20 protein-coding genes and 1 tRNA gene are annotated in these 21,306 nt (G+C 72.5%); 6 read left to right on the top strand and 15 right to left on the bottom strand.

Features of this window, described 5'->3' with window-relative positions; genetic code table 11:
* Positions 1 to 40: 40 nt before the first annotated feature.
* Positions 41 to 409: a nuclear transport factor 2 family protein gene (locus ACZ303_RS12025; protein WP_467337781.1), complete on the top strand. Its 369-nt coding sequence runs from the start codon at positions 41 to 43 to the stop codon at positions 407 to 409.
* On the opposite strand, the gene ACZ303_RS12020 is transcribed toward ACZ303_RS12025, so the two are convergent.
* Both ACZ303_RS12020 and ACZ303_RS12015 read right to left on the bottom strand, forming a co-directional pair.
* On the bottom strand, positions 399 to 1,211 hold the full coding sequence (locus ACZ303_RS12020) for a helix-turn-helix transcriptional regulator (RefSeq protein WP_467337779.1): 813 nt from the start codon (positions 1,209 to 1,211) through the stop codon (positions 399 to 401). The two genes, ACZ303_RS12025 and ACZ303_RS12020, sit on opposite strands and share 11 nt — an antisense overlap.
* Before the next feature lie 38 nt (positions 1,212 to 1,249).
* Positions 1,250 to 3,028 carry a hydroxysqualene dehydroxylase gene (locus ACZ303_RS12015; RefSeq protein WP_467337777.1) on the bottom strand — a complete coding sequence of 593 codons (1,779 nt, stop codon included), beginning with the start codon at positions 3,026 to 3,028 and terminating at the stop codon, positions 1,250 to 1,252.
* Between the two features lie 178 nt (positions 3,029 to 3,206).
* Between ACZ303_RS12015 and ACZ303_RS12010 the strand changes: the two genes are divergently transcribed.
* Positions 3,207 to 3,512, top strand: coding sequence for a 4a-hydroxytetrahydrobiopterin dehydratase (locus ACZ303_RS12010; RefSeq protein WP_467337775.1), 306 nt, complete (start codon positions 3,207 to 3,209; stop codon positions 3,510 to 3,512).
* Between the two features lie 39 nt (positions 3,513 to 3,551).
* Here ACZ303_RS12010 and ACZ303_RS12005 read toward each other — a convergent pair whose 3' ends face one another.
* The 6 genes from ACZ303_RS12005 to ACZ303_RS11980 all read right to left on the bottom strand — a co-directional run bounded on the left by ACZ303_RS12005 (position 3,552) and on the right by ACZ303_RS11980 (position 10,804).
* Positions 3,552 to 4,049: an Asp23/Gls24 family envelope stress response protein gene (locus ACZ303_RS12005; RefSeq protein WP_467337773.1), complete on the bottom strand. Its 498-nt coding sequence runs from the start codon at positions 4,047 to 4,049 to the stop codon at positions 3,552 to 3,554.
* A 230-nt stretch (positions 4,050 to 4,279) separates the two neighbouring features.
* Positions 4,280 to 5,701, bottom strand: a complete 1,422-nt coding sequence (locus tag ACZ303_RS12000; protein WP_467337771.1) for a cryptochrome/photolyase family protein — start codon at positions 5,699 to 5,701, stop codon at positions 4,280 to 4,282.
* 48 nt (positions 5,702 to 5,749) lie between these two features.
* Positions 5,750 to 6,892 carry a DUF1266 domain-containing protein gene (locus tag ACZ303_RS11995; RefSeq protein WP_467337769.1) on the bottom strand — a complete coding sequence of 381 codons (1,143 nt, stop codon included), beginning with the start codon at positions 6,890 to 6,892 and terminating at the stop codon, positions 5,750 to 5,752.
* A 103-nt stretch (positions 6,893 to 6,995) separates the two neighbouring features.
* Positions 6,996 to 7,838, bottom strand: coding sequence for an aldo/keto reductase (locus ACZ303_RS11990; RefSeq protein WP_467337767.1), 843 nt, complete (start codon positions 7,836 to 7,838; stop codon positions 6,996 to 6,998).
* Between the two features lie 112 nt (positions 7,839 to 7,950).
* Positions 7,951 to 9,792: an AMP-dependent synthetase/ligase gene (locus ACZ303_RS11985; protein ID WP_467337765.1), complete on the bottom strand. Its 1,842-nt coding sequence runs from the start codon at positions 9,790 to 9,792 to the stop codon at positions 7,951 to 7,953.
* A 130-nt stretch (positions 9,793 to 9,922) separates the two neighbouring features.
* Complete coding sequence (locus ACZ303_RS11980; RefSeq protein WP_467337763.1) at positions 9,923 to 10,804, bottom strand: LysR substrate-binding domain-containing protein; 882 nt, start codon at positions 10,802 to 10,804, stop codon at positions 9,923 to 9,925.
* A gap of 85 nt (positions 10,805 to 10,889) precedes the next feature.
* On the opposite strand from ACZ303_RS11980, the gene ACZ303_RS11975 reads away from it, so the two are divergent.
* Positions 10,890 to 11,930, top strand: coding sequence for a bile acid:sodium symporter family protein (locus ACZ303_RS11975; RefSeq protein WP_467337761.1), 1,041 nt, complete (start codon positions 10,890 to 10,892; stop codon positions 11,928 to 11,930).
* Positions 11,931 to 12,093: 163 nt separating this feature from the next.
* Here ACZ303_RS11975 and ACZ303_RS11970 read toward each other — a convergent pair whose 3' ends face one another.
* Together ACZ303_RS11970 and ACZ303_RS11965 are read right to left on the bottom strand one after the other, a co-directional pair.
* The gene (locus ACZ303_RS11970; protein WP_467337758.1) at positions 12,094 to 14,052 is read right to left on the bottom strand and encodes an exo-alpha-sialidase; all 1,959 of its coding nucleotides are present in this window, start codon (positions 14,050 to 14,052) and stop codon (positions 12,094 to 12,096) included.
* Between the two features lie 164 nt (positions 14,053 to 14,216).
* Entirely contained in the window at positions 14,217 to 15,173 is a 957-nt protein-coding gene (locus ACZ303_RS11965; RefSeq protein ID WP_467337757.1) for a quinone oxidoreductase family protein, read from the bottom strand.
* Between the two features lie 84 nt (positions 15,174 to 15,257).
* On the opposite strand from ACZ303_RS11965, the gene ACZ303_RS11960 reads away from it, so the two are divergent.
* The gene (locus ACZ303_RS11960; protein ID WP_467337755.1) at positions 15,258 to 15,695 is read left to right on the top strand and encodes a MarR family winged helix-turn-helix transcriptional regulator; all 438 of its coding nucleotides are present in this window, start codon (positions 15,258 to 15,260) and stop codon (positions 15,693 to 15,695) included.
* Positions 15,696 to 15,726: 31 nt separating this feature from the next.
* On the opposite strand, the gene fdhD is transcribed toward ACZ303_RS11960, so the two are convergent.
* Positions 15,727 to 16,566, bottom strand: coding sequence for a formate dehydrogenase accessory sulfurtransferase FdhD (fdhD, locus tag ACZ303_RS11955; protein WP_467337753.1), 840 nt, complete (start codon positions 16,564 to 16,566; stop codon positions 15,727 to 15,729).
* A 171-nt stretch (positions 16,567 to 16,737) separates the two neighbouring features.
* Here fdhD and ACZ303_RS11950 point away from each other — a divergent pair, with 171 nt between their 5' ends.
* Positions 16,738 to 18,306, top strand: coding sequence for an aldehyde dehydrogenase family protein (locus tag ACZ303_RS11950; protein WP_467337751.1), 1,569 nt, complete (start codon positions 16,738 to 16,740; stop codon positions 18,304 to 18,306).
* Positions 18,307 to 18,592: 286 nt separating this feature from the next.
* Positions 18,593 to 18,680, top strand: a tRNA-Leu gene (locus ACZ303_RS11945).
* An 88-nt stretch (positions 18,681 to 18,768) separates the two neighbouring features.
* On the opposite strand, the gene ACZ303_RS11940 is transcribed toward ACZ303_RS11945, so the two are convergent.
* The 4 genes from ACZ303_RS11940 to ACZ303_RS11925 form a co-directional block, all read right to left on the bottom strand.
* A complete protein-coding gene (locus tag ACZ303_RS11940; RefSeq protein ID WP_467338200.1) occupies positions 18,769 to 19,311 on the bottom strand; it encodes a hypothetical protein in 543 nt (180 codons plus the stop codon).
* 618 nt (positions 19,312 to 19,929) lie between these two features.
* Positions 19,930 to 20,361 carry a hypothetical protein gene (locus ACZ303_RS11935; protein WP_467337750.1) on the bottom strand — a complete coding sequence of 144 codons (432 nt, stop codon included), beginning with the start codon at positions 20,359 to 20,361 and terminating at the stop codon, positions 19,930 to 19,932.
* Between the two features lie 73 nt (positions 20,362 to 20,434).
* A complete protein-coding gene (locus ACZ303_RS11930) occupies positions 20,435 to 20,866 on the bottom strand; it encodes a glycine-rich domain-containing protein (protein WP_467337748.1) in 432 nt (143 codons plus the stop codon).
* Between the two features lie 159 nt (positions 20,867 to 21,025).
* Positions 21,026 to 21,244, bottom strand: a complete 219-nt coding sequence (locus tag ACZ303_RS11925) for a hypothetical protein (protein ID WP_467337746.1) — start codon at positions 21,242 to 21,244, stop codon at positions 21,026 to 21,028.
* Positions 21,245 to 21,306: the final 62 nt, after the last annotated feature.

The raw sequence follows: 21,306 nt of genomic DNA, 5'->3' as shown, positions 1-21,306 counted from the left end.
CCGTGACCGACTCATCCGAAGACGACCCCGGGAGCACCCCATGTCGCAGTACGAGACCGCCGTCGCCCGCTACTTCGAGGCGTGGAACGCCGCCGGGCCGGAGGCCCTCGCCAAGGCCGTCGCCGCCGCCTGGACCGAGGACGGATCCTACACCGACCCCCTCGCCGACGTGCGGGGCCACGAGCAGCTCGCCGCCGTCATAGCGGGGGCGCACGAGCAGTTCCCCGGGTTCGAGTTCCGGCCGATCGGGGGCGTGGACGGGCACCATGGGACCGCGCGCTTCGGCTGGGAGCTGGTGTCGGTGGCCGACGGGTCCGCGCCGGTGGCCGGGTTCGATGTGATCACGCTGGCGGAGGACGGCCGGATCCGGTCCGTCCTCGGGTTCCTCGACCGGGTGCCTACGGCCTGAGCGCGTCCAGCTCCCGAAGGTGTTCGGCGGTCTCCGGGTCGCCGGGGAGGAAGGTCTCCACCGCCAGCTCGGAGACGGTGACGTCCATCGGGGTGTTGAACGTCGCGATGGTCGAGATGAACGACAGGGTGCGGCCGCCGTGTTCGATGACCATCGGCAGCGCGTACGGCACCCGGTCGCCGTCGGCCGTCACCCGCTCCCCGCCACCGACGGGCAGCGGATAGGCGCTGACCTCCTCGTACAGGGCACGCAGGGGCGCGGACCGCAACACGGCCAGCTGACGTTCCATCTGGTGCAGCAGGTGGCCGCGCCACTCGCGGTAGTTGCGGATGCGCGGGGCCAGGCCACGGGGGTGCATGGTCAGGCGCATCGCGTTCAGCGGGGGCGCGAGCAGCGGTTCCGCGACGCCCTCCAGGAGCAGCGCGATGCCGCGGTTGGCGGCCACCACCTCGTACGTGCTGTCGACGACGAGCGCCGGATACGGCTCGTACGCCCTCAGGAGCCGCTCCAGGCCCTCGCGCAGCCCCGCCAGCGCCGGGTCGTCCAGCGGCCGCTCGGGGAAGCGCGGGGCGTAACCGGCGGCGATCAGCAGGGCGTTCCGCTCGCGTACGGGCACGTCGAGGTGGTCGGCGAGGCGCAGCACCATCTCCTGGCTCGGCCGGGAGCGGCCCGTCTCGATGAAGCTGATGTGCCGGGCGGAGGAGTCGGCGCGGAGCGCCAGCTCCAACTGGCTGATCCGCCGCCGCTCCCGCCACTCGCGCAACAGCGCGCCCACCCCGGTGGTCACAGCGGCAGTCGTCATGCCCCGACCGTAACCCGTGGCCCCCGGGCGGCGGCCGGCTACCCCAGGTCGAGCGCGTTGGGCAGGCCGAGCCGGTAGCGCACCGCGTCCTGCGCCTTGAGCGGCTCCAGCTCGGGCGCCCGGTAGAGCGGGGTGATCGCGCACCGCTCGGCCTTCGAACCGGCAGCCTCCAGCAGGGCGTTGACGGCCGCGCGGGCGGCGGCGTTGGCGCCCTCCATGGTGGCCAGGTCGATGTCGGTGGCCACGTAGTCGCCGCACAGGAAGAGATTGGGGATCGCGGTCCGCGCGGACGGACGGTTGAACCAGGTGCCCGTGGGGTGGATGAGCAACTGCTCGTCGTTGACCGGCCGCGGCCCGCCGATCTCCACGGCGGGGTCGAGGAACCACGAGTGGAGCTTGGCATCGCTCAGCACCGTGCGTCCGGTGTCGTTCAACCCCGCCTTCATCTGCGCCCACACCTCGCGCGCCACTTCCTCGCGCGTGCACTGCTTGGCGGTCTTGCCGTAGAGGATGCCGGGCTTGTCCCACTCGGAGACGTCCACCGAGAGGCAGTCCGCGGCCACGCCGTCGCCGTAGTCGGCGCGGAAGTCCCGCCCGGACCAGTACTGCGCCTGTCCCACGGAGGTGATCGACCACGGCGAGTCGATGTGGTTGACGTGCCCGTGGATGATGGGTGTCGGCTCGGTCAGATAGAACTGGATGCCCGTCATCCAGTCGGTCCGCAGCCGGTCGCAGCGCGCGAGCTGCGGGTCCGCTGCCCGCACGGCCGCGTTCCAGGTCGTACGGGCGTGCTCGACCGGCATCGCCGAGACGAAGTGGTCGGCGGTCACCGACCGGCGGGCGCCGGACGGGTCCTGGACCACGGCCTCGGTGATCCGGCCGCCGTCGATCCGCAGGTCGCGTACGGACCAGCCGACGTGGAAGGTCACGCCCAGCGACCGCAGGTGCCTCACCCAGGGGTCGATCCACGCCTCGTTGGTGGGCGCGTTGAGCACCCGGTCCGGCTCGCCGTCGGCACCCCGGCCCAGCGCGTTGAACAAGAACGCCTCGACGCAGGTCGAGACCGTCTTCGTGCTGGCCACCTCGGCCTTCGTGGCCACGATGTTGCGGGTGATGCCGATGGCCAGCAGCCGCTGGTAGTTCGGGGACATCTGCGCGGCCCGGATGAAGTCCCACCACGGCACGCGCTCCCAGGCCTCGGTCCGCCGCCGCTCGCAGCTGGTGAACCACACGAGCAGCCGGCCCGCGAGGTACGCGAGCTCGTGCGGCGGGATGTTGCCGAAGGCGTCGAGGAAGCCGGTCAGCGCGCGGCGGAGGGCGTCCGGGGTGAGGACGGGCGGCGGATTGCCGATCGAGCGGAACGGCAGCCGGATGTCCTCGTGGCCGATGCGGGCGAGCATCACCTCGGTCGACGCGACCAGGTTGTCGTGGCAGCCGTTGGCGTTACCGGGGAAGGGGATGCGCCGCATGGTGTCGGGGAGGTTGCGGTAGAAGCCGGGGAAGAAACGGAAGCCGTGCTCACCGGGCAGCGGCTTGCGGCCGCCCTTGGCGCTGCCCGGCACGTCCATGCTGCGCGCCTTGCCGCCGGGCGCCTTCTTCTCGTACACCGTCACCTGGAAGCCGCGCTCGGCCAGTTCGTGCGCGGCCGTCAGCCCGGCCACGCCGCCGCCGAGGACGGCGACGGTTCTCTTGGCCGCCGTTCCCGAGCCCCGGGCCGCCCCGGGCGCGGCGGCCGCCCGGCCGCCCAGCGCGGCCGTTCCCGCGACGACCGCCGCCCCACCGATGAAGCCTCTGCGCGTGCTGCCCGAACCGCCCATGCCCACTACCCCCTACCGCCGGTAACACGTCACGTCCGGCGCAGGAGCATAGAAGCGCCACCCCACTCCCGGAAGGGCGCCTTCGACCCGCCGTGCGCCGTCACGCACATTGGCGCGAAAGCGCCCACGTCCCGTGGGACCCTTGAGTCACCGGCACCCGCGACGAAGGGGATACCTCATGGCGGTCGAACCGCTCTCCCAGAAGGACGTCGAAGAGCGCCTCCAGGAGCTGCCCGGCTGGACCACGGACGGCGATCGCATCCGCCGTACCTACTCCTTCGACGGGCACTTCGCGGCGGCGGCGATGGTCATCCACATCGCCCAGATCCAGGAGGAGTTGGGCCACCACTCCGATCTGACACTGGGTTACAACACGGTGGGCCTGACCGTGAACACCCACAGCGCCGGCGGCAAGGTCACCGGCCTGGACGTGGAGCTGGCCCGGCGCGTCGAGGCGATCGCGCCGGGGCACGGGGCCCGCTGAGAGAGGTGGGGGAGGGGCCGGGGGTCCGGCCCGTCGGGCCTACTGGACCCGCGTCTCCGACTCCACGCCCTCCTCGTCATCCGGAAGGTGGACATCCACCACCGAGACGTTGACCTCCACGACCTCCAGGCCCGTCATCCGCTCCACGGCCGAGATCACGTTCTCCCGGACCTCGCCCGCGACTTCCCTGATCGGCATCCCGTACGAGACGACGAGGTCGAGGTCCACGGCCGTCTGCCGCTCCCCGACCTCGACCTTCACCCCTCGCGTGATGCTCGGCCGCCCGCCGGGCACCCGCTCGCGCACCGCGCCCAGCGTGCGGGCGAAACCACCGCCGAGCGCGTGCACGCCCGGCACCTCACGGGCGGCCAGCCCGGCGATCTTCTCCACGACGCCGTCGGCGATCGAGGTCCTGCCTCGGGTGGCCGCCGGGGTGCCCGGGCCCGGGACGCTGCCCTGGACCGTCGTCCCGCCGGTCGTCCGGGCACCGCCGGTGCGCGGCTCGTTGAGCTCGGAAACGGTCGGATCCGTCGTCATGACCTGATCTCCTTCGCCATCGTCGCTCCGCTGCCCGGTCCGCTGGGCTGCTTCCCTGCCCGGTCTTCTGTCCACTCCTCGGGCGGGAAACCCTTCGCGGGGTCGCGCGCGGGAAGGACGGGGCGCGAGGCGGGGCGTAGGGCGCGGGTCCGCCGGCTCGGGCAGGGCGCTGAGGCGTACGAACCGCGCCGGCCGCCCCGTGCGCGTACGAACGGAGGAACGCGGCCCCCTCAGTCCACGCCCCGCGCCCGCTTGAAGCGCGCCAGCGCGTCCGCGAGATCGACGATCGGCTCGGGGTAGGCGTAGCGCGCCCGCTCCCCGGCGGGCAGCCGCCACGGCTCGTGCACCGCCGCGCCCGTCAGACCCGCCAGCTCCGGCACCCAGCGCAGCACGTACGCCCCGGCCGGGTCGAACCGCCTGGCCTGGGCGAGCGGATTGAGGACCCGGTTGGGGCGGGTGTCGCTGCCCGTGCCCGCCACCCACTGCCAGTTCAGCTGGTTGTTGGCCACGTCCCCGTCCACGAGCAGATCAAGGAAGTGCCGTGCGCCGGCCCGCCAGTCGAGGTACAGCGTCTTGGTGAGGAAGCTCGCCGCCAGCAGCCGGGCCCGGTTGTGCATCCAGCCCTCGTGCGCGAGCTGCCGCATCGCCGCGTCGACCACCGGATATCCCGTACGCCCCTCGCGCCACGCGGCGAGCTCCTCGGCGTCGGCGCGCCAGCGGTCGTGCCGGGTGCGGTAGTCGCGCCGGGCCACGGCCGGCCGGGCGGCCAGCAACTGGTGGTGGAAGTCGCGCCACGCCAACTGCCGTACGAACGCCTCGGCGCCCTCGCCACCCGCCCGCCGCGCCCGCGTGACCAGCTCGACCGGCGACAGGCAGCCGAAGTGGAGGTAGGGGGAGAGCCGGGAGGTCGCGTCCGCGGGCAGGTCGTCATGGAGCTCGGCGTACCGGCTCAGCGCGCCCCTGCGCCACGCCTCGAACCGGCGGCGCCCCTCGCGCTCACCGCCCCTGGGCAGCGCCGGGGAGGGCCGGCCGGGAGCGATCGCGTCCGCCGGGGGCAGCGGCTCCGAGCGCACCTCGGGCACGTGCACCGCGCGCGGCGCGGCGATCACGGGCCGCGGCGCCTCCGCCGACCAGCGCCGGAAGTACGGCGTGAACACGGCGAAATGGTCTTTGCGTGAGGTGGCCGACGTTCCCGACGCATCCGAATCCCGCACCCTCCCCGACGACCCCGACGGCAGCACCGCGCCCGGCGCCACCGCCGTGACCACCGCGTCGTGCACCCGCAGCCCGCGCCCGTCGGCCGCCAGCGCCGCCCGCAGCCGCTCTTCGCGGCGCAGCGCGTAGCCGCTGACCCCGCCCGCGAGGTGGACCTCCCCGGCACCGGTCTCGGCGGCCACCCGGCAGGTCTCCCCGACCACGTCGCCGCGCCGGATCACCAGCCGGCCGCCGCGCTCGCGCAGCGCCGCGTCGAGGTCGGCGAGGCAGTCGGCCAGGAAGGCCGCCCGGTTGGGTACGGCGAAACCGGTGGCCGTGACACCGGAGTCGACGACGAACAGTGGCACGACGCGCCGGGCCGCGCGCAGCGCGCCGGCGAGCACGGGGTTGTCGCGCAGCCGCAGGTCCGAGGTGAACAGGGCGATCGCTACGTCCATCCACCGATTGTGCGCGCGCCCGGCCGTGCGGCAGGGCGCGCGCGGCCGTCACGACCAGGTGATGTTGAGCCAGGGGCTGCCGGGTTCCGTGGTCAGCGCCCGGTGGGCGAGCAGCGCCGGGTCGTACCAGGGACCGTCCTCGCCGAACCGCAGGGCCTGACCCAGCAGGAACCCGGCGGCGAACGCCCGCCACGAGGGATACGTCCGAAGGCTCCGCGCGCCGGCCTCGCCCACGACGCGCTCCGCTTCCGCCGGGGAGCAGTACCGGGCGGACAGGCCCAGACGGGCGACGCCCACCGCGCACCCGTGGTCGTACGCGGCGGCCGAGACGGCCCGGCCATCGGGCGGCAGCACCGCGTCATGGCGCAGCCGCTCCTCGAAGCGGGCGATCCGGTCGACGGTGGTCTCCAGCGCGCGGATCTCCTCCTCGGGGGCGGCCCGGTGCAGCATCACGTGGGTGAGGGACTGCCGCCATTCGCCGGCCGTCGGTACGCGGCCCTCGTGTTCGGCCATGCCCTCGCGGGCGCGCAGCGCGAACTCCGCCTCGCGACCGGCGCCGGCCCCGCTCAGCAGACGCCCCGTCAGCTGTTGCCAGCCGGCGGGGTCGACGACGCCCCAGACGTCACGCAGGGCGGCGCGGTCCCCGTCGTAGTCGTGGTGGACGGTGCCGAGCTCGTTCCAGGGCACGGCACCGGAGACGGCCCAGGGCGCGCCGCACGCGAGCCCGAGGGCGAGCGGGCCGTGGAAGGGGCCGGCGAGGGTGCTCTCCAGCCGGCCGGGAGCCCGGTAGGGCGTCTCGGCGCAGACCTCCAGCCACGCCTCCCGGTCCAGGGGCGTGGCCGCCACGGCCGCCGTGCCCGGCTGCCCGGGGTTCACCGCGAGCCACCACTTGTCGTTCGGCCACTCCTGGGCCAGCTCCGCCAGTGAGGTGCGCTGGAAGACCCATTCGGGCTGCCAGGGCGGCAGCCCGCCGCGGGTCAGCACGGGCAGGCAGGACTTCCCGGTGCCGGGGTCGCGGTAGGGGACGATCGGCGCCGCCGGGACGAACCCGTCGGCCTCGGCCCTGGACACGCCGACGTACAGATCGGCCGCGGCGAGCGCGGCGATCTGGCCGTCCCAGTCGCCGCGCGCCGTCGCTTCGTACAGTCTCCGCTCGGTCTCGGTCGGCGGTGTCCAGGGCGCGAAATACATGATCGCGATCCTAAGGAGCACGCCGCGGGGGACCGCCCGCGGGTCGGTACGGGCCGTATCCGTTCAGGCCGCACGCGGGCAGGCCGAATCCGCGGAGGCCGGATCAGTACAGGTCGAACTCGTCCGGGTCCGGGCCCAGCCGGGTGCCGTTGTCGAGGCCGGCGATCGCCGTGAGGTCCTCGGCGTCCAGCTCGAAGCCGAAGACGTCGAAGTTCTCCCGGATCCGCGAGGGCGTCACGGACTTGGGGATGGCCACATTGCCGGTCTGCACGTGCCAGCGCAGGACGACCTGGGCCGCGGTCCGGCCGTGCTTGGCGGCGATCTTGGTGATCGTCGGGTCGGACAGCAGGCCCTTGCCCTGGCCGAGCGGCGACCACGCCTCGGTGGCGATGCCGTGCCGGGCGTGGAAGGCGCGGAGCTCGGCCTGGGCGAGGTTCGGGTGCAGCTCGATCTGGTTGACCGCCGGGACGACGGGCGTCTCGGCGAGCAGCCGCTCCAGATGCGGCACCTGGAAGTTGGACACGCCGACCGCCCGGGCGCGGCCGCTCTCGGCGATCTCGGCGAAGGTCCGCACGATCGTCAGGTAGTCGTCGCGGACGGCGCGCGGCCAGTGGATGAGGTAGAGGTCGACGTGGTCGAGGCCCAGCTTGGCCAGCGAGGCGTCGAACTCCCGCAGGACGCTGTCGCGCGTCCAGGTCTCCTTGGCGCTGTTCCACAGCTTGGTGGTGACGAAGAGCTCGTCGCGGGCGATGCCGGAGGCGGCCAGGGCCTTGCCCGTGCCCTCCTCGTTCGCGTACACCGCCGCCGTGTCGATGCTGCGGTAGCCGGCTTCCAGCGCGGCCGTCACCGCGGCCGTCGCCTCGTCGTCCGGGACCTGCCAGACGCCGAAGCCGAGCTGCGGCATCTCGACGCCGTTGTTGAGGGTGATGACAGGGGTCGTGCTCACGAGCTGTCGGTCCTTACGGTTGGAGACGCGGTGCACCCGGGCACTGATGGGGCGCACCGGGGGTTGTACAAGGGATCAACAAACCCCTGCCCCCACTCCATTCCTGTTACACCTACTTCTCCTCCGGTGCCACCCGGTAGAGCGCCTCGACCTCGCGCGCGTACGCCTTCTCGATCGCCCGGCGCCGCAGCTTCAGCGACGGCGTCAGCAGCCCGTGCTCCTCGCCGAACTGTCCGCTCAGTATCCGGAACGCCCGGATCGACTCGGCGCGGGAGACCATCGTGTTCGCCGCCACCACGGCCCGCCGGACCTCCGCCTCCAGATCCGGGTCGCACACCACCACCGGCCAGTCCGGCACCGGCCTGCCCCGCATCCGCAGCCAGTGCGTGACGGCCTCCGGATCGAGGGTGACCAGCGCGGCGACGTACGGGCGGTCGTTGCCCACGACCACGCAGTGGGAGACCAGCGGATGCGCCCGTACCCGTTCCTCCAGCGGCAGCGGGGAGACGCTCTTGCCGCCGGACGTCACCAGGATCTCCTTCTTCCGCCCGGTGATCGTCAGATAGCCGTCGGCGTCCAGCGCGCCCAGATCCCCCGTGGCGAGCCAGCCGTCCCGCAGCACGGCGTCCGTGCCCTGCGGATCGTCGAGATAGCCGGCGAAGACCTGGCCGCCGCGCAGCCACACCTCGCCGTCGTCGGCGAGGACCACGCTCGTGCCCGGCACGGGCTGCCCGACCGTCCCGAAGCGGGTCCGCTCCGGCGGATTGGCCGTCGCCGCGCCGGTGGTCTCCGTCAGCCCGTACCCCTCGAAGACGGTGACCCCCGCCCCCGCGAAGAACAGCCCCAGTCGCCGGTCCATCGCCGAGCCGCCCGACATCGCGTGCCGCATCCGGCCGCCCAGGGCCTCGCGCACCTTGCCGTAGACCAGCCGGTCGTAGAGCTGGTGCTGTACGCGCAGCGCGGCGCCCGGGCCCGGCCCGGTGCCGAAGGCCCGCTGCTCCAGCGCCTCCGCGTACCGCACCGCGACATCGACGGCCTTGTCGAACGGCCCCTCCTTGCCCGCGCTCTCCGCCGCCCGCCGGGCCGTCGCGAAGATCTTCTCGAAGACGTACGGCACCGCGAGCACGAACGTCGGCCGGAACTCCCGCAGGTCCGGCAGCAGCGCGGCGGCCGCCAGCTGCGGTTGGTGGCCGAGCTTCACCCCGCCGCGCACCGCCGCGACCTGCACCATCCGCCCGAAGACGTGCGCGAGCGGCAGGAACAGCAGCGTGGCGGCCTCCTCGCCGGGGCGGGAGCGGAAGACCTGCTCGTAGCGCGCGACGACATTGTCGGCCTCGGCCATGAAATTGGCGTGCGTGAGCACACAGCCCTTGGGGCGGCCCGTCGTGCCGGAGGTGTAGACGATGGTGGCCGGCGAGGCGGCGGTCAGCGCCATCCGGTGCCGGTGCACCAGCTCGTCCTCGATCCGCCCACCGGCGGCGCTCAGCGTCTCGACGGCGCCCGCGTCCAGCTGCCAGAGCCGGGTCAGCCGCGGCAGCCGGCCGATGACGGAGCCGATGGTCATGGCGTGGCCCTCGTGCTCCACGACGCAGGCCGAGACGTCGGCGTCGCGCAGGATCCAGAAGACCTGCTCGGCGGAGGCGGTGGGATACAGCGGCACCGACTGCGCGCCGATCGACCACAGCGCGAAGTCGAAGAGCGTCCACTCATAGCGCGTACGGGACATCACGGCGACCCGGTCGCCGAACCGGACACCCTCCGCGAGCAGGCCCTTCGCCAGCGCCAGCACCTCGTCACGGAAGACGGCCGCGCTCACGTCCCGCCACGGGCCGTCGGGGCCCTTGCGGCCCAGCGCGGCTCTCTCCGGGTCCCGCGCCGCATGGTCGTACACGACGTCCGCCAGTCCTCCGACGGGGGGCGCCGTCACCAGCGAGGGGACGGTGAACTCGCGCAACTACCAGCTCCTGACCACGCCTTGCGGGCTCCGCACAGCGCGGTGACCGTACCCGATCCGGATCCACCCCGAACCCTTTCTGTGCCGCTTGATGCCGCAAGGGGGAGGGGATCTGCACCGAATCCCTCCATCACCGGCCCGGCGGCTCCTGGTGGTGCAGCCGGTCGCCGGCCGCCAGGATCGCCTCCGCGAGCGCCTCGGCCGGCCCCCGCGCCGCGCTGTCCGGCGCGGCCCCGTACAGCAGCGCCACCTCGACCGGGCCCAGCTCCGGCAGCCCGGCCCGCGCCGGGATCCGGACCAGGCCGGGCGGGATCATGCCCCGCGTGTGCGCCATCACGCCCAGCCCGGCCCGGGCCGCCGCCACCAGGCCGTTGAGGCTGCCGCTCGTACACGCCACGCGCCAGGCGCGGCCGTGCCGCTCCAGCACCTCCAGGGCGCGCGCCCGGGTCAGCGCGGGCGCCGGGAAGACGACCAGCGGCAGCGGCCGGTGCGGATCCAGCCGCAGCCGCTCGCCGCCGATCCACACCAGCCGGTCCCGCCATACGAGCCGGCCGTGCGGCTGGTCCGGGCGGCGCTTGGCCAGCACGAGATCGAACCTGCCCGCCGCGAGCTGCTGGTGCAGCGTCTCGGAGAGGTCGACGGTGAGCTCCAGATCGACCTCCGGATGGTGGTGCCGGAACCCCTCCAGGATCTCCGGCAGCCGCGTCAGTACGAAGTCCTCCGACGCCCCGAACCGCAGCCGGCCGCGCAGCGGCGTCCCCGCGAACCAGTTCGCGGCCCGCTCGTTCGCCTCCAGGATCGTGCGGGCGAAGCCCAGCATCGCCTCGCCGTCCTCCGTCAGCTCCACGCTGTGCGTGTCCCGGGTGAACAGCTGCCGACCGGCGGCCTCCTCCAGCCTGCGCACCTGCTGGCTCACGGTCGACTGCCGCAGGCCGAGCCGGTGGGCGGCCTGCGTGAAGCTCAGGGTCTGGGCGACGGCCAGAAAGGTGCGCAGTTGCACGGGATCGAACACGCCTGCCAGCTTATCGCCACATGTGATGACAGTCAGCGCGGTGAACGGGGTTCCGCATATCCGCCGCCGGAGCCACCCTGAATCCATGCCACGCCCCGCGTTCCTCTCCCGTATCCGTGTGGACCCCTACATAGCGGCGCTGCTCGGCACCGTCCTCCTGGCGACCCTGCTGCCGGCCCGCGGCGCGGCCGCGCCCGTCGCCGGCGGGGCCTCGACCAGTGCGGTCGCCCTGTTGTTCTTCCTCTACGGCGCCCGCCTCTCCACCCACGAGGCGATGGCGGGGCTCCGCCACTGGCGGCTGCACCTGGCGGTGCTGGCCTGCACGTTCGTCGTCTTCCCCGTGCTGGGTCTGGCCGCCGGCGGCCTCGTCCCGTACGTCCTGACGCCACAGCTCCACACCGGCCTGCTGTTCCTGTGCCTGGTGCCGTCGACCATCCAGTCCTCGATCGCCTTCACGTCCATCGCGCGCGGCAACGTGGCGGCGGCGGTCTGCGCGGGCTCCTTCTCCAGCATCGTCGGCCTCGTCCTCACGCCCCTGCTGGCGGCCCTGCTGCTGGGCGGTCACGCGGGCGGCTTCTCCGCCCACTCCCTGGTATCGGTCCTCACCCAGCTCCTGGTGCCGTTCGCGGCCGGTCAACTCCTCAGCCGCTGGGTCGCCGGCTTCCTCACCCGCCACAAGAGGGTGCTCGGCTATGTCGACCGGGGCTCGATCCTCCTGGTCGTCTACGCGGCGTTCGGCCAGGGCGTCGTCCGAGGCATCTGGCACCAGGTCACGCCCGTACGCCTGCTGGCGCTCATGGGCGTCGAGGCGGTGATCCTGGCGGCGATGCTCACCCTCACCACGTACGGCGCGCGCCGCCTGGGCTTCAGCCGGGAGGACCGGATCGCGATCGTCTTCTGCGGCTCGAAGAAGGGCCTGGCGGCCGGCCTGCCGATGGCGGGCGTCCTCTTCGGCCCCCAGGCGAGCCTGGCGGTCCTGCCGCTGATGCTCTTCCACCAGATGCAGCTGATGGTATGCGCGGTACTGGCAAAGCGGTACGGGCACGGGGCCCCCGGGAGGAGCTCGACCACCCCCGCCGAAGGCAGCCCACTGTGCCCAGCCACATCGAGCCCGTCCGGTGATTGAGGACACGTGAGGCCGCGGCGGGCAGCGGGGCTCAGCCAAATCAGCACCGTTCGCCCACCGCGCCCAGCCAAATCAAGCCTGTCCGGCGATTGAGGACGCCTGAAGCCGCTGCGGACAACGGAACTCAGCACTCAGCCCCGCGCAGCGGAAACGCCGCAATACCTCAAACCCCGCGTAGCGGAAGCCGCACCCGATCCAACGGCAACCACAACACCAGCCCCCGCCCGTCCACCGCCCCCGCAGAACGCCGCAACCGTTCCAGCTCCGCATCCGACAACGCCCGCCCGTACACCCGCACATCATCCAGCGCCCCGGCCAGATGCGCCCGCGCATCCGGCCGCTGGCCGAGATGCACCCCGAACGTGGAGTTCCGGCTCACCGGCCCCGGCACATCGGCCACGGCGGCGGAGGCCCCGTCCACGCTGAGGACGACCCGCCCACCCCCACGCCGCAACGCGGCAAAATGCCACCGCCCGTCGTCGAACGGGGCAGCCGCCCGCGCCACGGCGGTCCGGGCGGGTCCGGCCCCCGCGATAGCCGTGACCTGCCCGACGACCTGCCGGGCGGCAGAGACCACCCGCCGGGACGGCACCGGCTCAACCCGCAACACCACCCGCGGCGCACCCCCCACCCCGCCCATCCACAACAGAGGCTGCTCCCCGCGCGCAGCACCCCCGCGGAACCACACCGCCGCCGTGAAGTCGCGCTCCCCGAGCGGCAGACCGGCCCGATACGGCAACCTCACCGCGTCGTCGACACCGTCGAAGGCCAGCGCGCCCCCGGCCCGGCCACCGACACTCCGCGCGCCACCGAGCACGTACGCCCCGGGCGCGCCGCGCACGCCCCCCGCCTGGTCGGGGGTCGTCGGGTCCGCACCACCGCGCGGCCCGAGCCACGACTCCGTGAAGCGCGCGAACCGGATCTCGTCCCGGGCATCGGCCCGGCCGGCCTCGTAGAGCAGGCCCACCGTGCCGGGACCGACGACCGCCATGTCGGAGTAGCCCGACCAGTCGGCGGTGACGCGCCTGCCGTGGTCGACGCTCTCCCAGGTGCGCCCCTGGTCGTAGGAGGAACGGATCGTCATCGTGCGCCGCCGGTCGGGGTCGGCGGGCGCGGACAGCAGCCAGCGGCCGGGGCGCAGCGGCACGACGGACCCCTGGACCATGGGGGAGTACAGGTCGGGCAGGGCCCGGAACGGCGCGGTGAAGCTCTCGCCGCCGTCACGGCTGACCGCGTCGTCGCGGTGGCCGAGGTCCATGCCGTTCTGCTCGCGCCCGTTGACGTAGACGGCGCCGTCGGTCCGCTCGGCGAGGGTGAGTTCGGACGGCATCTGGGTGTACGTGCCGTCGGGCGCGATGCGGTGCGTGTCCACGGCGCCCAGCCGCCAGTGCAGGCCGCCGTCGTCGCTGAGGGCGAGGGCCGCGTGATTGGCCGTGCCGTGGCCGCCGACGTTGGTCTCGGCGTTGACTCCGACGACCAGGCGCCCGCGGTCGGTGCCGTGCGCGAGCTGGATGCCGTGGCCGGGCCCGGTGGCGTACCAGGAGTTCCACTCGCGCGGCCGCAGCGAGCGGGTGATGTCGCGCGGGCGGGACCAGCCGGCGCCCTCGTCGTCGCTGTACTGGACGTGCGGGGTGCGGTCGCACGGCACGTCGCAGTTGCCGGCGTCGGCACGCCCCTTGTTGTACGTGGTGAGGAGCACGATCCGGCCGGTGGCGCGGTCGACGACGGGCGCCGGGTTGCCGTGGGTGTCGCCGCCGCCCTCGTCGACGACCCGCAGCGGCTCCCACGTCCGGCCGCCGTCGGTGGAGCGTTTGAGGACGACGTCGATGTCGGTGGCGTCGCCGCAGTTCCCCTTCCTGCCCTCGGCGAAGGCGAGGACGGTTCCCCGTTCACCGGTGACGACCGCGGGGATGCGGAAGCACGCGTACTCCCCGGGCGGACCGTCCTGGCCGGCCTTGAACAGCACGCGCTCCTCGAATCCCGCCGAAGGCGAGGCCGTGGCAGCGGCCCCGCCCGCCGGGGCGAACAGCGCGGCGGCTGCCGGCGCGGCGACGCAGGCGAGCGCGAGCGCGTACGTACGTCTGACGGTGTGTCGGGGACCTGTGCGGAGGTGCGGCGCCATGGCCCGGCCTTTCACGTCGAGGCATGTTCTGACATGTCGTGACACGTGAAGACCGGACATCACACATCCACGCCCGGTCAGGCCGAACGTACGGTGAGGAGGGCCGCCCCACAAGGCGAGTCGCGCCAAAGAGCTCACACGGGCCCCGCGCGGCCGCGCGCGCCTCACATGGGCCGCAGCACCACCTTGCCCAGATTGACGCGCGACTCGATGATCTCGTGCGCCTTCGCGGCGTCCTCCAGCGGCAGCTCCGCGTGCACGCGCGTCCGCAGCCGCCCGTCGGCGAACAGCTCCCACAGCTCCCGCCGCCACCGCTCCATCAGCGCGGGCTTGTGCCGGGCGATCAGCGCCATCTGGAACCCGATGGCCGACTTCGCGCCGACCAGCAGGTCGTACGCCTCGATCGTGCCGCCACCCGAGCTGTACGCCACCAGCCGGCCGCCCGGCGCGAGGGCGGCCAGGGCGGGGGAGAGGAGCTCGCCGCCGACCGCGTCGAGGACGATGTCCACCGGCGCCGACGTCCCGAGCGCCGCGAGCTCCTCGTACGTCACGACCTCGTCCGCGCCGAGCGACCGTACGAAGTCGGCCTTGGCCGCCGAGCCGACCGCGCCGACGACCCGCCCGGCGCCGCGCGCCCTGGCGAGCTGCACGGCGAGGTGGCCGGCGCCGCTCGCCGCGGCCGTGACCAGCACCGCCTCGCCCGCGGCCGGGCGGGCGGCCTCGTACGCGCCAAGGGCGACCAGCCCGCAGCGGACGAGCGCGACGGCGTCCGTGGCGCTCGCGCCGTCCGGGACGGGGGAGGTCATCGAAGAGTGTAGGAGGGAGTACTCGGCGTAGCCGTCGCCGAAGCACAGGCCCGTGACGCGGTCGCCGACCGCGAAGCGATGGGTCAGGGCTCCGTCCGCTTCGGGCCCCACAGCCACGACCTCGCCCGCGATCTCGCCGCCCAGGCCCGCCGGGAGCGGCAGCCCGCCCCCGCGCACCTTGCGGACGACCGGCAGCGTCACGCCCGTCGCCTCGGTGCGCACGAGCAGCTCGCCCGGGCCCGGCTCAGGGACGTCGGCCTCCTCGACACGCAGGACCTCGGGGCCGCCGTTCTCGTAATACCGGACGCGACGCACGCGCACCTCCCAGATGTCGTTGGTGGACCCAACGTTATCGCACTTCGTTGGGAGGTCCAATGGTTATGTCGGTAGGCTCGGCCCATGGCAGAGAACGAGCCCGCGCTCACCCGCATCCGCGCCCTCCCCAGCTGGCTGCTCAACCGCGCCTCCGCGCGCGGCCGCCGGCTCGTCGGCGAGGCGCTCGCCCAGGAGGGCATGCGGATGCCGCACCACGCGGTGCTGTCCGCCGTCGCCGACCGCGGCCCGGTCGCCCAGGCCGCGCTGGGCCGCACCACCGGCTTCGACCCCAAGGACATGGTCGGCATCCTCAACGACCTCCAGGCCGCCGGACTCGTCACGCGCGCCCCCGACCCCACCGACCGCCGCAAGAACGCCATCTCCCTCACGCCTCTGGGGCGGACGCGCCTGGCGCGCCTGGCGGAACTGGGGGAGGAGGCCAACGAGGAGCTGCTGACGGCGCTCTCGCCGGCCGAACGCGAGCAGTTCCTCGCGCTGCTCGCACGGGTGGCGGAGGACTGACCCGTCGGCCCTCCGTGAGTTCGGCGCGGCCCTACTCGGCCGGCACGACCACCCGCTCCTCGCCCGCGTACACGTTCATCGACGCGCCGCGCAGGAACCCCACCAGCGTCAGCCCCGTCTCGACGGCCAGGTCGACGGCCAGCGAGGACGGTGCCGACACCGCCGCCAGCACCGGGATCCCGGCCATGACCGCCTTCTGCGCCAGCTCGAACGACGCGCGCCCCGACACCAGCAGCACCGTGCCGGACAGTGGCAGCAGCCCCTGCTGGAGGGCGCGCCCGACGATCTTGTCGACCGCGTTGTGCCGGCCTACGTCCTCGCGTACGTCCAGCAGTTCACCCCGCGCGGTGAACAGTGCGGCACCGTGCAGGCCGCCCGTACGGTCGAAGACCCGCTGCGCCTCGCGCAGCCGGTCGGGGAGGGTGGACAGGAGCGCGGGCGTGAGCCGCATCGGTTCCGGGCCGTCCGCGAGCGGATGGCGGGCGGTGGTCCGTACGGCGTCCAGGCTCGCCTTGCCGCACAGGCCGCAGGAGGACGTGGTGTAGACGTTGCGTTCGAGGGCGATGTCGGGCAGCGGGACGCCGGGGGCGAGCCGTACGTCGACGACGTTGTAGGTGTTGCCGCCGTCCTCCGTCGCGCCCGCGCAGTAGACGATGCGCTCCAGCTCCTCGGCGGTGCCGAGCACACCCTCGCTGACCAGGAACCCGGCCGCGAGCGCGAAGTCGTCGCCGGGGGTGCGCATGGTGATGGCGAGCGGCTTGCCGTTCAGCCGGATCTCCATCGGCTCCTCGGCCACCAGCGTGTCGGGGCGGGCGCCGACGGCGCCGTCCCGGATGCGGATGACGCGGCGGCGTGCGGTGACCCGTCCCATGTTCGATCAGTCCCGGTGGTGATGGTGGTTGCCCGTGCCCCAGAACGGTCTCACGTGACGTGGGCCTCATCCGAGCCGGGGACCCCACCGGCGCCCCGCCCCGTGGCTACTGTTCGGTAGCACTCAGCGCGACCTCCCCGCCGACCGTATGACCGAGAGCGGAGAACAGCGATGGCACCCAGCAGCGGCACGCCCGTATCCGGCGGCGCCCCCGTTCTGAAACCCGGCACCGAGTGGGCGACGGCCTGGCAGCGCTGCCAGGCCGTCGCCCCCGAGGCGTTCCGGGACGACCGCGTCCTCAACCTCTGGAACGACGCCTGGCGGCTCGACGGCCGACCCCTCCCCGCCACCACCCCCGTCGACGGCACCCCCATAGCCGGCCCGCCCCGCCTCGACGCGGCCACCGCACACCAGGCCGTACGAGCCTCCCTGGACCAGCACCGCGCCTGGCGGCAGGTGCCGCTCGCCGACCGCAAGGCCCGGGTGGGCGCCACCCTCGACGCCCTCACCGAACACCGCGAACTCCTCGCCCTCCTCCTCGTCTGGGAGATCGGCAAGCCGTGGCGCCTGGCCCGGGCGGACGTGGACCGGGCGATCGACGGCGTGCGGTGGTACGTGGACGGCATCGACCGCATGGTGGCGGGGCGCGCCCCGCTGCCGGGCCCGGTCAGCAACATCGCCAGCTGGAACTACCCGATGAGCGTGCTCGTCCACGCCATGCTCGTCCAGGCGCTGGCCGGCAACGCCGTCATCGCCAAGACGCCGACGGACGGCGGCGTGGCCTGCCTGACCCTGGCCTCGGCGCTCGCCGCCCGCGAGGGCGTACCGGTGACGCTGGTCAGCGGCAGCGGAGGCGAACTGTCGGAGTCGCTGGTGCGCGCCCCGGAGATCGGCTGCGTCTCGTTCGTCGGCGGCCGCGACACCGGGGCGAGGGTGGCCACGGCGGTGGCGGACCTGGGCAAGCGCCACATCCTGGAACAGGAGGGCCTGAACACCTGGGGCGTCTGGAACTTCACCGACTGGGACTCCTTCGCGCCGCGCATCCGCAAGACCTTCGACTACGCGAAGCAGCGCTGCACGGCATATCCGCGCTTCGTGGTCCAGCGGTCGGCGTTCGCGGACTTCCTGGCGGTGTACCTGCCGGCGGTCCGGTCGATACGTATGGGGCATCCGCTGGCGGTGGCGTCACCCGCGGACGAACTGCCGGAGCTGGACTTCGGCCCGCTGATCAACGCGACCAAGGCCAAGGAGCTCGGCGACCAGGTGGCGGAGGCGATCGACCGGGGCGCCGTCCCGCTGCACCGCGGCGCCCTGGACCCCGCGGCCTTCCTCCCGGGCCAGGACACCGGTGCGTACGTACCGCCCGTGACCCTCCTCAACCCGCCGCCGGCCTCGCCGCTGCACCATGCCGAACCGTTCGGCCCGGTCGACACGATCGTCCTGGTGGACACCGAGGCCGAGCTGCTGGCCGCCATGAACGCCAGCAACGGCGCCCTGGTGGCCACCCTCTCCTGCGACGACCCGGCGACGTACGACCGCCTGGCCCCGCAGATCCGCGCCTTCAAGGTGGGCCACGGGACGCCACGCTCGCGCGGGGACCGCGAGGAGCTGTTCGGCGGCTTCGGGGCGTCGTGGCGGGGCGCGTTCGTGGGCGGAGACCTGCTGGTGAGGGCGGTGACACAGGGCCCAAGGGACGAACGCCTGCCGGGCAATTTCCCGGACTACCACCTGATGCCGTGATCCCTCGCCGGTCGGGAACGAGGAAAAACTCCCGATCGGCGGCGCCGGGCACCGTACGCTCCACGGCCTGCCGCAGGAGCGTACGGTGCCGCGCCCACGGCGGGCGCGAGCCCCGACAGATCGTCGAGCGCGGCCGTCAGCCGCCGCGCACCAAGCACCCAGGAGTGTCCCTGATTGCCCATAAAGGGACCTTATGACTCCGCAGATACCCAGGTGAAAGGCACTCCGAAACCTTGGTATTGTTATCCATGTCGCCGCGGGGAACACCCCGCGAGACAGACACCTTGTCCGGGTGGCGGAATGGCAGACGCGCTAGCTTGAGGTGCTAGTGCCCTTTATCGGGCGTGGGGGTTCAAGTCCCCCCTCGGACACCAGCTGAGACCCCACTTCACGTGGGGCTTTCTGCTTTTCCAGGCTGTGGCGTGACCAACCACGTGACCAACAGCCCAGCAAATCCCCAGGTCAGACCAGGGATGACAGGCCGAGTCGGCCTGCTCCGGAGGCGGCGAGCTTCCGCACTCCGTCCTTACGTGAGTGCCCGTACCGGGCCATCGTGTAGCCCGGCGAGCGGTGCCGGACGTTTGCTGAGACCTCTACGGGGTTCTCCCCAGCCTCCAAATCGTTCGTGACCTTGCTGTGCCTCCAGTCATGGATGCGGAAATCCTCGGGCAGGTGCAGACGCGTCCGGAGGGTGCGCCAGCGTGCCGAGACTTTCTCGGGGTCCTGGGGCCCACCTGCCTCCCCTCGGTAGAGCTTGAGGCCGTCCCGGGCGAACACCAGGTCATGATCAACCCACGCGGTCCCAAGTCGTTTCCGCTCCTCGTCCTGGCGCTGCTTCTGCCACTTGAGGACGTTCATCACGGACTGATCCACATAGATCCGAGTGTTGGCGTCACCGTCCTTGGTGAGCTTCCGAAACCGGTAGGTGTTGCCTTCCTCAACTACCACCCAGCCCAGTTCGATCGATCCCTCATCCCAGTGGACGAGTGACCACTTCACCTCCAGGGCCTCACTGCGCCGGACCCCGGTCGCGGCGTAGACGGTCCACAGCGGGGCGTCCCGGAGGCAGTGGTGAGTCAGGCCGCCATCGTCCCGATGCTGGACGACGACCGCGTGAGTCTGCCCAAGGTGGATGTACGGGAACTGTCCGACGCTTACGGATGGGCCACCGCGCGACCCGGTGTGATCACCCTTTCCGAGGACGCCCGGCCCCTGTGGCGGATCGTAAGGCGCTACGCCCGCATCCTGGGGGAGACGCCCCCCCCGAAGGGCAGTCGGTGTTTATCGAGCGCACGGCGGAACAGACCCTTCGGGTAGCGGCGTGTCTCGCGGCCTCCGAGTGCTCCGAGACCATCACGGAAGAGATCCTGTCGGCCGCCTTCACCCTGGTACGCCGCTCCGTCCAGGACGCGATACGGATCACGAAGGGGGCTGACGCTCCCAAGGTGAAGCGGCAGCCGCTCGGTCTTGCGGACAAGGTACGGGCTCGAATCGAGATGAACGGCGGACGGGCCACTTCCTCGGCCAATCGGCCGGGGCTTCTTTCGTTGCTTCGACTATGCCAGTGGGCAGGGCAGTTCGGGACGGGAGCCGTTCGGGAAGCAGGACACCAGGGCTAGCGAGCTACGCTCGGTAGAGCGAAGGGCGCTCGGCTACCTGGTCAGGGCTGAGGCCGTTCACGGCCAGGTTGCCGGTCCACAGGTGGTCTCGGTTGGCGTAGGTGGTTTCGAAGCTGACGCGCTTCCCACCGGCCCCCAGCTTCCAGCCCTGGTCATGGAACTGCGCGATACGGTCGCTTCCGCAGACGAACGCCCGGGTCGCCTGGATCAGAATCCACTGTGCGAGTTCGGTGTCCTTGGCTGCGGGCCTGGCACAGGAACGGGCCATCTGCCACAGCCGTGGCCACTCGACAGCAGGGGGCAGGGGGCCGATCACGGCCACGTCCCCGATCCGCCGTTCGTCGAGATGGTGTGTGGCGTAGCCGAAGACCGTGCCGAACATCGCGAACACCGTGACCCGACTTCGTCCGGTCAGGCCCTCGTCATTGCTGCTCATCTTTGGAGCCCTTGGCTGTGGCGGTCCGGGCGCCTTAGTCACGCCCGGACCGCTTCCGTTCAGTGAGAGTGGATCAGCAGCCGTCGCCGTCGCCGCAGCACGCGGGCGGGTTGCAGTCCTTCGCCGCGCCCCACAGACGGTCATCGACGTGGAACCCGGCGGCCCTGACGCGGTCCACCACGGAACCGATCAGCGGGCGGGGGCGGACGGTGGCCTTGGGCTCGTGTCCGAGGAAGAACCCGAACTGTTCCTCGCACCACGTGGCGTATGCCTGGGTGTGGAGCACGAACGAGTGCCATCCGGGGTCCACGGTGTCGGACGGGGTCATGTCGAACGCGCGGGTGTCGCCCATGACCTTGAGGAAAGCAAGGGCCTGGTCCACGATCCGGCGGGCGGTGGACAGCTCGTGTCCGTACTCCTCCGCGCAGAACTCCGACACCTTCTCGAACAGCTCGGGACTGACGAGGTCCTGCCCGTGCCGTAAGGCGACGGGGGATTCCAGCATGGTCGTCACAGTGAGATTCCCTCTCTCGACGGTTGGGGGCTGGCTACGCGGCGGGCGGGGGCGGGAACTTCTCTCCGCCGCCCTCGGTCTTGTCACGGGGGTCGGTCATGCCCGCACCTCCTGATCTGCTTGACGGCCTGGTGAGGCCGTCTCCCGCCCTCAGCGGGCGGAAGTCTCCGTGGCCCTCATGGCCTCGGCGATCTGCTCCACCACGGCGGCGGGGAGCATCCCCAGGTGCACGTACGGGAGACCGTTGTAGGTGACCGTGGGCCGTATGCCACTCCATGCCGCATCGGGGATGCCGAGGGTGGCCAAGGCGGCCTGTATGGACTCGGCGGCATCAGTGGCTCGTGTCCGGCCGTCTCTCCAGGTCTGCATGTCCATCAGTGGCCGGTCCCGTGCATCCGCAGCAGGATGTTGCAGTCAGCGATTGTGCTGCT

It is taken from the genome of Streptomyces sp. NPDC023527, from assembly GCF_055560115.1.
Note: the sequence above shows the minus strand (reverse complement) of the source record. Positions and strands in the feature narration are given on the sequence as shown.

Excerpts from the sequence above, each read along its gene's own strand:
- ACZ303_RS11950 (WP_467337751.1), top strand. The coding sequence starts at position 16,738 with ATGGCACCCAGCAGCGGCACGCCCGTATCCGGCGGCGCCCCCGTTCTG.
- ACZ303_RS11970 (WP_467337758.1), bottom strand. The coding sequence starts at position 14,052 with ATGGCGCCGCACCTCCGCACAGGTCCCCGACACACCGTCAGACGTACG.
- ACZ303_RS11995 (WP_467337769.1), bottom strand. The coding sequence starts at position 6,892 with ATGTATTTCGCGCCCTGGACACCGCCGACCGAGACCGAGCGGAGACTG.
- ACZ303_RS12010 (WP_467337775.1), top strand. The coding sequence starts at position 3,207 with ATGGCGGTCGAACCGCTCTCCCAGAAGGACGTCGAAGAGCGCCTCCAG.
- fdhD (WP_467337753.1), bottom strand. The coding sequence starts at position 16,566 with ATGGGACGGGTCACCGCACGCCGCCGCGTCATCCGCATCCGGGACGGC.
- ACZ303_RS12005 (WP_467337773.1), bottom strand. The coding sequence starts at position 4,049 with ATGACGACGGATCCGACCGTTTCCGAGCTCAACGAGCCGCGCACCGGC.
- ACZ303_RS12025 (WP_467337781.1), top strand. The coding sequence starts at position 41 with ATGTCGCAGTACGAGACCGCCGTCGCCCGCTACTTCGAGGCGTGGAAC.
- ACZ303_RS12015 (WP_467337777.1), bottom strand. The coding sequence starts at position 3,028 with ATGGGCGGTTCGGGCAGCACGCGCAGAGGCTTCATCGGTGGGGCGGCG.
- ACZ303_RS11935 (WP_467337750.1), bottom strand. The coding sequence starts at position 20,361 with ATGAGCAGCAATGACGAGGGCCTGACCGGACGAAGTCGGGTCACGGTG.
- ACZ303_RS11925 (WP_467337746.1), bottom strand. The coding sequence starts at position 21,244 with ATGCAGACCTGGAGAGACGGCCGGACACGAGCCACTGATGCCGCCGAG.
- ACZ303_RS12000 (WP_467337771.1), bottom strand. The coding sequence starts at position 5,701 with ATGGACGTAGCGATCGCCCTGTTCACCTCGGACCTGCGGCTGCGCGAC.
- ACZ303_RS11960 (WP_467337755.1), top strand. The coding sequence starts at position 15,258 with ATGGCAGAGAACGAGCCCGCGCTCACCCGCATCCGCGCCCTCCCCAGC.
- ACZ303_RS11975 (WP_467337761.1), top strand. The coding sequence starts at position 10,890 with ATGCCACGCCCCGCGTTCCTCTCCCGTATCCGTGTGGACCCCTACATA.
- ACZ303_RS11930 (WP_467337748.1), bottom strand. The coding sequence starts at position 20,866 with ATGCTGGAATCCCCCGTCGCCTTACGGCACGGGCAGGACCTCGTCAGT.
- ACZ303_RS12020 (WP_467337779.1), bottom strand. The coding sequence starts at position 1,211 with ATGACGACTGCCGCTGTGACCACCGGGGTGGGCGCGCTGTTGCGCGAG.